The organism is Candidatus Viridilinea mediisalina (assembly GCF_002532535.1).
GTDB lineage: Bacteria > Chloroflexota > Chloroflexia > Chloroflexales > Chloroflexaceae > Viridilinea > Viridilinea mediisalina.
The window spans coordinates 1-10,571 of record NZ_NQWI01000036.1; the positions used below are offsets into that span (position 1 = coordinate 1).

Below are 10,571 nucleotides of genomic sequence, written 5' to 3' on the forward strand. Positions count from 1 at the left end.
CATGCTACGTGGCATACGTTGGAGTGCCGGCTTTAGCCGGCTAAAGCCGGCACTCCAACGCCAGTTCATAGACTTTTCAGACAGCCTCTAACGTCGGCACTACGATGGTAACGCTGAAAGCGTGTTTCTGAAACCTTCCCTTACGTGAGATAACGGACTAATACCAATTACCCTTGAACATGCCACATTATCAAGAACGCTAACACCCATTGGGACGCCATGTTCGGCAATCTGCAATCTGCAATCTGCAATCTACAATCGTAAATGGTATAACTCAGCGCGCTTGGGCGGATCGGCCCCTGGGCGGGTGCAGGTGAGGGCAGCCGTAGCAGCCCCTTGGCGCAGGGCCGCACGTAGGTCGGCAGTGGGCATGGTTGCTAAGGCAGTCCGCTCAAAGATAGCGTGGTTGGCGAGGGCATCCAGGAGCCCAGCGGTGAAGGCGTCGCCTGCACCAACGGTATCGGCAACTTCCACCTTGAAGCTTGGCTGCTCAAGGCGCTCAAGCTGCCCATTGAGGTAGCGCAAACTGCTCACCCCCGCATCACCCTGCGTCAACGCGATCAGCGTGGGACCCTGGGCAAGTTGGGCCAGCGCGTAGTCGTTCGGGTTCACACCTGGCGCCAACCATGCCACATCAGCCACACTGAGCTTCAGTAGGTCGCACGCGGCAATCGCACGCTGCACGGTGGCCCGGTAGGCCGCCTCATCGCTGATCAGCAGCGGGCGCACGTTGATATCGAGTGAAACCAAGGCGCGTCCGCGTAACCCTTCGGCAGCAGCCAGGGCCGCCGCAGGCGTCGTGCCGTGCAAGAGGCTGATGCCGCCAAAGTGAAATAATCCCGTGCGTTCAAAGAATTCAGCCGGTAGTTCATCCGCTTCGAGTAACGTGTCGGCAGCACCGGCCCCATAGAAACTAAAGACCGGCTCGCCATCTTCAATAGCAACAAAGGCCAGTGTGGTAGGGGCAGCCGCACTACGCAGCCAGCGATCATCAATGCCCTCGGCACGCACACTGCGGCGCAAACGACGCCCAAAGTAGTCGGCCCCAACTTTGCCCACAAAAGCCGTGGGTTGGCCCAGACGCGCTAACCCAACCGCGACGTTGAATGGCCCACCACCAGGCTGCAAACGAAAACTATTCGGTTCCTGATCGCGCTCAATGGGCAAGAAATCGAAGAGAATTTCGCCAAGACAAACGAGTAGACGCTCCATTGGGGCACCTCGTAAGGGTAGGAGACAGCAACGAGAAGATAGAAAATAGGTTTGCGGCATCAGGATGCGCTGCATGCCGCCAAACGGTAAAGTACCCGGAAACCACCCCTAAAAACATGAATTACTGTAGTATACCAAATCCAATGCCACAACCCAACCCCGAAACCCTCGTTGCAAGCGTGGCGGAGTTGCCCGCTCCACCCGCTACGGTCAATATGTATGCCCTTGAGGGGCCGTCAGGTAATGTGGTGCGGCGCGCCAATCTACGTTTGGCCCTGGCGCTGGCACGAGAACGCGGGCCGAACCTGTTGCTGATTGGTGAAGCGCCGGGCTACAATGGGGCGCTACGTACAGGAGTGCCCTTTACAAGTGAACGCCTGCTCTTGGCTGGCTTGCCCAGCTTGGGCCAGTTTGGGCGCGAACGGGGCTTTGCGCTGGCCACCGACGATGGACGGATCAGCGCCGAACAGACCGCCACCCTGGTCTACCGTGAACTGGTGGCGCTCAACTGCTTTGTGGCGGGTTGGAATGCCTACCCGTTGCACCCTCATCGCCCCGACAAGCCGCAGAGCAATCGGCCCCCGCGTGCCGCTGAGTTGGCGCAAGGCTTGCCCCTACTGCAACAATTTTTGGCGCTCTTCCCCGCAGTGCCAGTCGCAGCCATGGGCAATGTCGCCGCGCAATCCCTGAGTCGTCTGGCAATTGCCCATGTGAAGGTACGCCACCCGGCGCAGGGTGGCGCACGCCAGTTTGCGGCAGAGCTACGGGCACTCGTTCACATGGTACAATCATAGGTAGCCCTAGTAAGAGTGGGGCGGCGAAGTCTCCCCCAAAAAAACTCTTTTTGTTGCGTGTTGGCGGCTTCGCCGCCAACACGCAACAAAAAACAGGGTTTGGGGTGTAGTCCCAAAGCGGGTTTCAGGGCGACAGCCCTAAACGTCATGCGAACGGGCCTTCGCCCTGATGCCAGTCACATCCACAAAGGAATAAGGAAGTACTCCATTACAATGACCACCACCGAGCGTAAGCTCAAACGTCGCCGGAAAGGCTTCCGGCTCGACCCGACCCCTGGGAAAGTACGCTATTCGCAGCGCTGGCTGCTCGCTGCTGCTGTCGGCGGGCTGCTCGCAAGTGTGGGAGTTGCCAAGGGGGGCATGCCCGCCGCTGCTGCCTTTGGCGCAGCGTGTGGCATTGGTTTAGCCTATGCCTTCTTCCACGAGCCGCGCCAACCGCGTTTTGTAGAACTCACGCTCCACATCCCCGATCTCCCACCAGCCCTTGAAGGGCTACGGATCGGCCAGATCAGCGATATGCATCTGGGCATGCGCTATACCCTAGAGAATAGCCTCTGGGCCGCTCGCCAGATGGCATTACAGCGCCCCGATCTGCTGGTTCTCACCGGCGATTTTGTGAGCTATGAACACGCCATCCCCCAATTGCCTGTGGTACTCCGCGAACTACCCACTGCACCACTCGGCTGCTTTGCGGTTCCCGGCAATCACGACTACTGGGAGGGCATTGAGACCATCCAGCAGACGTTGGGGGCAGCGGGGATTCGTCTTTTGATCAACGAGTATCAGCTACTCAAGGTAGATGATGCAGAGTTACTTGTGGTCGGTTTAGACGACCTCTGGGACGGAACGCCTGATCTGCATGCCGCCTTGGCTGGTGCGCCACGCGACCCATTCCGCCTGCTGTTGGCCCACTGCCCCGATTATGCCGATGAGGCGAGCCGTCATGGCATCCAGTTACAATTTTCCGGGCACACCCATGGTGGGCACCTACACCTACCCGGCCTTGGGGCCTTTTGTCTGCCGCGCCACGGCTGGCGCTATGCGCTTGGCCACTTCCAGGTTGGCCCGATGCAACTCTATGTCAGCCGTGGGATTGGTGGGATGCCGCTGCGCTTTGGCTGTCCGCCCGAAGCGACGATTTTTACGCTTCGCTCCTGTTCATAACTACGCCTAACGGCGGGAGGATGCGAGGGAACCGGGTTCCCTCGCGCTCTCGCCCTGAGGGAACCGGGTTCCCTCGCGCTCTCGCCCTGAGGGTTCGAGGGAACCGGGTTCCCTCGGGCACCCGCCCTGAGGGAACCGAGTTTCCTGGGGCGCCCGCCCTGAGGGAACCGGGTTTCCTGGGGCACCCGCCCTGAGGGTTCGAGGGAACCGGGTTCCCTCGGGCACCCGCCCTGAGGGTTCGAGGGAACCGGGTTTCCTGGGGCACCCGCCCTGAGGGGCCGAGGGAACTAGGTTCCCTCGGGCACCCGCCCTGAGGGGCCGAGGGAACTAGGTTCCCTCGCGCTCCCGCCCCGAGGGGCCGAGGGAACCTAGTTCCCTCGCGCTCCCGACCCGGCACATGTTGATCACACCCAAAAGATATATGGAAACCTAATGTCCGACACAATGCAGAGACTTGGCGCAATTGCGCCTTTGGACGGGCGCTATCGCGCCGATCTGGCCCCGTTAGCCAGTTATTTTAGTGAGGCGGCCCTCTTTCGCTATCGGGTGCAGGTTGAGATCGAATATCTCATTTTTTTGTCGCGTGCTCAAAAAGTAGAGTTTGTGCCTGCGTTTGATCCCAACCAGCAGGCGGCTCTGCGGGCGCTCTATCGCCAGTTTAGCGATGACGATGCGCTGGCGATTGCCGCATGGGATCGTAAGGTCAACCATGACGTGAAGGCGGTTGAATATTGGCTGCGTGAGCAACTTGATCGCCTTGGGATGGGGGCGTGGAAAGAGGCGGTTCATTTTGCGCTTACCTCGGAGGATGTGAACAATCTGGCCTATGGGCTGTTGGTGCGTGAGGCCCGTGATCAGGTGCTGCTGCCCGCTTTGGCGCACATCCTCGAACGATTGCGCGAACTGGCCGATGCTGAGGCAGAGAGCGCCATGCTGGCCCGTACCCATGGCCAAGCAGCGACTCCCACTACCTTTGGTAAGGAGCTAAATGTCTTCTTCATGCGCCTACGCCGGGCTAACGAGGCTATCTTGGAGGTGCGTCTGACCGGCAAGCTCAATGGAGCTACTGGCACCTTTGCGGCGCAGGTGGCCGCGCTACCTGAAGTGGATTGGATTACCTTCTCGCGGGCTTTTGTGCGTTCGCTCGATCTCGATCCGGTGCTGCTCACAACCCAGATTGAACCGCACGACAGCCTTGCCACGCTCTGTGATGCGCTGAAACGCGCCAACAGCATTCTGCTTGATCTCTGTCAGGATCTGTGGCGTTACATCAGTGATGGCTACCTCAGCCAAGCGCCACGCCCCGGCGAAGTTGGTTCGTCAACCATGCCCCACAAGGTTAATCCGATTGACTTTGAGAATGCCGAAGGCAACTTGGGCCTTGCGGTGGCCCTGCTTGAGCATTTTAGCCGCAAGTTGCCCATCTCGCGGCTGCAACGTGATCTCTCGGATAGCACGGTGCTACGCAACCTGGGGGTCGCCTTTGGCTACACACTCTTGGGCTACCAGCGCACCCTGCGCGGCTTGGGCAAGATTGCGGTACGCAGCGAACGGCTATACGCCGAGCTCGTGGCCCACCCAGAGGTCTTGGCCGAGGCGGTGCAGACCATCCTACGGCGTGAGGGAGTTGCCGAACCCTACGAGTTGCTCAAGACGTTGACCCGTGGGCGCGAGTTGAGCCTTGAGCTTTTGCACCAATTCATCGAAGCGCTAGACATTGCTACAGAGGTTAAAGCCGAACTACGCGCCCTGAGTCCAACCGCCTACAGTGGCCTCGCAGCACGTCTTGCGCGCTTGCGCGATGATCGCCGCCTTGAAGCGTGGTGAGTTGACAGAAAACGGGTTCATTGCCGCAAAAGAGCGCAAAGGAACGCAACACATACACCTTTTGCCAAAGCGTTCATCCTAAGCTACAATGTCACGGTTAGGGGTGAGTCACTCATACTCATCCTAAGAGCATCTCCAGTGAGTAAAATGAGCATGCAAAAAACTGAGCCTTTGAAGATTCAGCCGCGAGTGAGTCTGGAAGCGGCGGGTAAGAACTACGGACGCTTCGCGGTGGCACCTTTGGCCCAGGGCCATGGGAGTCCTTTGGGTAACGCCCTACGACGTGTGCTGCTCTCTTCAATCCCCGGTGCAGCGATAACGCGCATTAAGTTGGGGGGGGTCATCCACGAATTCTCGGTCATCCCCGGTGTGCTTGAGGATGGAACCCAATTGGTGTTAAATGTGAAAGGCATCCGGCTGCGCTCCTACTCTGAGCGTGCCGTGTCGATGCAACTGATCAAGCAGGGCCCTGGCCCCGTCTTTGCCAGCGATATTGATACACCGAGTACTGTTGAAATTGTCAATCCGCAACACTATGTGTGTAGCATTGATAATGATTCGGTTTTTGAGATGCAGTTGACTGCGGAGCGTGGACGGGGCACGAGCCTTGCCGATAACAATAGCGGTCTCAGTATTGGCGAGATTGCCATTGATGCGCTCTTCAGTCCTGTGCCGCAAGTCAATTTTGTGATCGAGAAGACGCGAGTTGGCCTCGATACGCTCTATGAGCGGCTGATCCTTGAGATTTGGACCGACGGAACAATTAAGCCTGGTGATGCACTTGGTCATGCCGCTCAGGTGTTGACCCAACACTTTGGGCGCATTGCAGTCTTTGATCAGCCCGAACCTGTTGTAGAGATTGCGCCGCCGCCGGGCCGTACTATTCCTGCCGACATCTACCATCGCACCATTGATGAGTTGGGCCTGAGTACGCGCACCTACAACAGCCTGCGCCGCGCCGACATTACTACCATTGGTCGTCTGCTCGAACTAGACGATCGTTCGCTCCAGGGCATTCGCAACCTTGGCCCCAAAGGAGTGGATGAGATTCGTCAACGGTTGGCGGCAGTAGGCTACCTCGACGGCAGTGAACTCGCGCTGCTGGAGGCTGTGGCCGAGCTAGTTGATGATCTGGGCGATGATGATGAGGGCGACCTATTGCCCGATAGCAGTCAACCAGGTGTGTTGTAGCTTGTACGCTAAACCTCAAACGTAATGCGTATTTGGGTGCGCGGGCCGGAGGCCCGCGCACCCAAATACTCTAAAACATAATCTGATCCACATTCGCCCGATCCAGATTCGACCAAGGGCTCCGCGCTTCGCTGATGCTCAGGCCGCGCCAGAAGTGCAGCACGATCAGCATCAAGATGGTGACGGTCAATAGGGTGAGCGAGGTACTATAGACTGCGGTGTAGCCTAGGGTCACATTGCCCGACAGGTACTGCACGATGTCGCGGCCAAGCCCGCCACCAATGGTACTGATGCCTTGTGCAAGGGCTTGGGTGATGCCCCAGAGGGCGATGAAGAGCCCGGCGTGGTTACGATCCACAAGGCCCATCACCAGGGCCAAGGCGCCCACGATGAAGGCTCCGCGTCCCGCCCCAATCAGCCCCACCCCGCTGTGGAAGACGGTTGTACTAAGGCTGTTGCCCGCCAGGGTTACGGCAAGGAAACCGGCTACACCCAAGATACAACCGGCGCTAATCATCATGACGGGCGAACGTCCGCGCCAGAGCAGCAGTGCGGCCACAAAGATTCCCGCAAGCATCCCTGAACCCCAAAGGGCGGTCAAGCGGGTTGTCTCAGTAACCGTCATGCCGAGAACTTGCCCCCCATAGGGTTCAAGCAGCACATCGTGGGTGGCAAAACCGAGCGTAGCGATGAAGAGTACCAAGAAGAGGTTGCGTAGCGGAGCCTGCGCGGCCAAGAGGCGCAACGACTGACCAAGCGTCTCGCGCACGCGGATCGGCTCGCTCACATCTTCCAATTCGCCATTGGGCTTGAGCCGTTCTTGACCATACATCGCCACAAACGCGAGCGCAATAAAGATGACTGCCGAGCCCTGCATCACCTGGATGAGCAGCTTGTGGCTATAGTTGATCAGCAACTGACCCATAATGATCGAACTGACAATCGTGCCCAAGACCAGCATAATCCAGAGGACACCAAGCACGCGGCCACGCTCATGGGCTGGCGTCAGATCGCTGACCGTAGCGAGGTAAATGGTCTCAACAATATTAACCCCGATGCCATAGGCAAGAAAAATCAGGGTGCAAATGAACATCGCTACAGGAAAAGAGATCGAACCTTCACCACTGAGGAGAATCAGCGAAAATGGTGCTGTCGCCAAACCACCATAGGTTAGCATCGCCCCCAAGACCAAAAAGGGCGTGCGCCAATGGCCTGCGGCCCGCGCCTTATCCGACTCAAAGCCAATCAGGGCGCGCGTTGGCGAAACAAAGTAGTGGATCGCAATGAGGAAGCCAACCGCTACTGCAGGAACGGCCAACTCGTTGATCAGCACCCGATTCAGTGTGCCAGTCAGTGGGGCCAACGAAACGCCCATGCCAAACTGGAAGAGACCAAGGCGCAACACCCCGAGCCAGCGTCGCAATCTAGGATAGTTCTCGAGCTTACGACTCAGAATGAGCAGAGGGGCGAGCAGCCGCTTGCCTGCCGCCATTGCTGTCTCCCTTCACGGGCGCAGTAGCCAAGGAGGCGACTCTCCAATAGAGCCGCAAACGCTTTGTAGTATACCATGGTGCGTTACCAACTAAGAACAGTCTTGAGCATCCAAGGTGTGCTGAAGCCTCAGCCCTATTTCCTATTTCCTATTTCCTGTTTTCTGTATCCTTTCCTAAGCCATACGTTGGGCTAGGATCGCACAACCCAACCCAACCAAGAGCAACAGCCATGGCCAAATGGTATAGGGCTGTTCAAAGGCCACCCAGAGCGAAGCACCAACGGCAGCCAAGCCAACCAGTGAGAGGGTAACCCGTTGTGGGGAAGGGGGCATAGAACTTCCTTACCCTAGCGCGTAAAGCGTGAAAAAGCCAACGCAATCGCAGCAAAAATCAAGAAAAAGAGAAAAAAGAGATTGCCCGTTGCACTCACAAAGAGTACCGACAGCGAAACAAAAATGAGCGCAACAAAAGCACAACCACGCCGAATGCGGCGCACACTTGCTTCAACATCTGGGTCGTGGGGTTCATCAAAACTCATGGCGTTTGCTCTTTCCTTTTCTATCAAGCCTCCGGCCCTGTTATGGTACCACAATCCCTTGAACCTCCGGTTGGGGTGCTGGGGCGGTTTCGCCGCCAAGAGGGAGGATGCGCGGGAACCTGGTTCCCGCGCATCCTCCCTCCGACGGGGTTTGGGGCGCCGCCCCATACGCATTACGTTAAGCTTCCCGGTGGGGGTTTGGGGCGTAGCCCCAAGAGCGGGTTTTAGGGCGGTAGCCCTAAACGTAATGCCTATGGGCGTAGCCCCAACGTAACCATGTGGTCACCCCCAAAAGCATGGAGAGCATGTTATAATTGTTCACGCAGCGTAGCAATTGTCGCTCCGTCAGTTCTGTGGGATGCCACTCACAGGTCACCCTAATACCAGACGGGCAACGTTATGTTTGACCAGGATGAATGGCGGGCGCGCATCGCCGACCAACTCAGTGGCTTTACACGCAACCCGCGTCAAGATATACAACTTACCGGCACAACGACGGTCATGGGCTATTTGGCCGTGCGCGCCCTTGAACCCTTCCTGGCAGCATTTCAACAAGAGCCGGTCGCGGCGGTCTTGGCTCTTGCCGAGATTACCCGTGGCCCCGGGGCTGACCTGATTGTGCGCCGGGCTAGCCAGATGCGCTACCAGGTCTCGGTGCTGATTGAACGCGAGATGCGTACCCGCGCTGAGTTGCGGGCGGCCATTGAGCAGATTTTTGTTACCCTCAATGTTGTCCATCTGGCCCGTCAGCGCCTCAATAGTACCCGCGATGAGTGGCTGCGCCTTACGCTGCTCAGCGAACTCGATAGCTACGATCCCAATGAGTTTGCCCAGTTGCGCCGCGTCCTGCATGATCCAGGCTGGCAATCGCGCTACGAGACGATCCGCAGCCTGCGGATTCGTAATGGCAGCTATAGTGCCGGCGATCTGGTGCTGCTCCACGATGGCCTGAGCGATAGCGCCTCCCATGTCCGTGCCGCCGCCGCCCGCATGCTCGGTCAGTTTGCCGGGACTCCGCCGCCGCCGCTGGTCAAAGCTCTTACCCGCGTCGCACTCTACGACTGTGACCTTGAGACCCGCTTTGCCGCCGCACGTACCCTTGGTGCGCTGCGCGACCGCATCGCTTCGCCGCAGTTGCTCGACCATCTGTCACTCTGTCTGAGCGATGAGGATAGCTTTGTGCGTTCGGCGGCGGCCCTAGCCCTGGGGCAACTCGGTGAATTGGCGGGTACCCCCGCGCTGATCAAGCGCCTCACCGCCCTCGTGGCCGACCATGATCCCTATGCCCGCGAGGCGGCGGCCCGTGCCCTGGGGCGCATCGGTGGGGCTGCGGCTACCGCTATGGTGATCGAGGCGCTGACCAAGGCTATGGAGGACGCTGATGCTAATGTGCACGAGGCGGCCATTGATGCGATTACCCGTCTGCGTAAAGCCCGCCTCACCACCCCGCTCTCTCAGCCACCAACCCCCTCGGAACCGTTAAGTGTCTAGAAGTGTGCGTGTATGATCATCGGCAGCGAGCCGATCCTCATTGTTGGCGGCTTCGGCAGCAACTATCCGCTCTATGCGGCCATGCGTGAGCATCTCGCCCAGATCAGCGGACGCCATGTGGCGATTGTGCCAATTACCCTGCTTGAGTGGGCTGGTGTGGTTGCTACCGATAGCTATAGCAAGCTGTTGCACATCCTCCACCAGGCCGTACAAACGACCCTGAGTACACAGCGCGTGCGCCAAGTTATCTTGGTAGCCCATAGCGCCGGTGGGGTGCTGTCGCGCATCTATATGGGCGACCAACCCTATGGTTCAGAGCGGCAACGCTACAATGGCTTCCAGCACGTTGCTGCCTTAGTGAGCCTTGGGACGCCCCATGTCACCAACCAACTAGGACGCCAAGGCGGTCTCAACCAGATCTCCTTTGTGCAGGCCCACTATCCCGGAGCCTACTGGCGCTTTGTCCACTACATCAGCGTGATGGGGCGGGGCGTCTATGGCAATGCCAACGGCGACGGGTCGGAACGGAGTGCGTGGAGTAGCTACCGCATGCTTACAGGCGTCGGCGAACAATGGGGCGACGGGATTGTCCCCCTGGAGGTCGGGCTGCTCGCTGGTTCGCGCCGGGTCATTATTCCCGGCCTGCGCCACGACCCCCGCCCCGATCGGCCCTGGTACGGCACCAGTGTGCCGGTGGTGAAACTCTGGTGGGAACAGGTGGAACTGGCGCTGCAAGACGAGACACCTGGCTCGTGGCGAGGTGAGTGAGGGAGATAGAGAATTTCAGAGGGCCCAGAGAATTTGAACCACAGAGGCACAGAGGGCCCAGAGAATTTGAACCACAGAGGCACAGAGGGCCCA

The 10,571-nt window shown here is 58.6% G+C and carries 10 protein-coding genes; 6 read left to right on the forward strand and 4 right to left on the reverse strand.

What is annotated here, in order from left to right:
- Positions 1-252: 252 nt before the first annotated feature.
- Positions 253-1,212 (reverse strand): carbohydrate kinase family protein, encoded by a 960-nt coding sequence (locus tag CJ255_RS09825; RefSeq protein ID WP_165774650.1) that lies wholly within the window; start codon positions 1,210-1,212, stop codon positions 253-255.
- A 143-nt stretch (positions 1,213-1,355) separates the two neighbouring features.
- Between CJ255_RS09825 and CJ255_RS09830 the strand changes: the two genes are divergently transcribed.
- The 4 genes from CJ255_RS09830 (at position 1,356) to CJ255_RS09845 (ending at position 6,188) form a co-directional block, all read left to right on the forward strand.
- The gene (locus CJ255_RS09830) at positions 1,356-2,006 is read left to right on the forward strand and encodes a uracil-DNA glycosylase (RefSeq protein WP_097643931.1); all 651 of its coding nucleotides are present in this window, start codon (positions 1,356-1,358) and stop codon (positions 2,004-2,006) included.
- A gap of 213 nt (positions 2,007-2,219) precedes the next feature.
- Positions 2,220-3,170, forward strand: coding sequence for a metallophosphoesterase (locus tag CJ255_RS09835; RefSeq protein WP_097643932.1), 951 nt, complete (start codon positions 2,220-2,222; stop codon positions 3,168-3,170).
- Positions 3,171-3,602: 432 nt separating this feature from the next.
- Positions 3,603-4,997, forward strand: a complete 1,395-nt coding sequence (gene purB / locus CJ255_RS09840) for an adenylosuccinate lyase (protein WP_097643933.1) — start codon at positions 3,603-3,605, stop codon at positions 4,995-4,997.
- 153 nt (positions 4,998-5,150) lie between these two features.
- Positions 5,151-6,188: a DNA-directed RNA polymerase subunit alpha gene (locus CJ255_RS09845; RefSeq protein ID WP_097643934.1), complete on the forward strand. Its 1,038-nt coding sequence runs from the start codon at positions 5,151-5,153 to the stop codon at positions 6,186-6,188.
- Between the two features lie 70 nt (positions 6,189-6,258).
- Here the strand turns inward: CJ255_RS09845 and CJ255_RS09850 are convergent, their stop codons facing one another.
- The 3 genes from CJ255_RS09850 to CJ255_RS09855 all read right to left on the reverse strand — a co-directional run bounded on the left by CJ255_RS09850 (position 6,259) and on the right by CJ255_RS09855 (position 8,219).
- Positions 6,259-7,680 (reverse strand): BCD family MFS transporter, encoded by a 1,422-nt coding sequence (locus CJ255_RS09850; protein ID WP_097643935.1) that lies wholly within the window; start codon positions 7,678-7,680, stop codon positions 6,259-6,261.
- Between the two features lie 174 nt (positions 7,681-7,854).
- Entirely contained in the window at positions 7,855-8,013 is a 159-nt protein-coding gene (locus tag CJ255_RS23505) for a hypothetical protein (protein ID WP_165774651.1), read from the reverse strand.
- A gap of 14 nt (positions 8,014-8,027) precedes the next feature.
- On the reverse strand, positions 8,028-8,219 hold the full coding sequence (locus CJ255_RS09855; protein WP_097643936.1) for a hypothetical protein: 192 nt from the start codon (positions 8,217-8,219) through the stop codon (positions 8,028-8,030).
- Positions 8,220-8,618: 399 nt separating this feature from the next.
- On the opposite strand from CJ255_RS09855, the gene CJ255_RS09860 reads away from it, so the two are divergent.
- A complete protein-coding gene (locus tag CJ255_RS09860; protein WP_097643937.1) occupies positions 8,619-9,710 on the forward strand; it encodes a HEAT repeat domain-containing protein in 1,092 nt (363 codons plus the stop codon).
- 12 nt (positions 9,711-9,722) lie between these two features.
- Complete coding sequence (locus tag CJ255_RS09865) at positions 9,723-10,478, forward strand: esterase/lipase family protein (protein ID WP_097643938.1); 756 nt, start codon at positions 9,723-9,725, stop codon at positions 10,476-10,478.
- Positions 10,479-10,571: the final 93 nt, after the last annotated feature.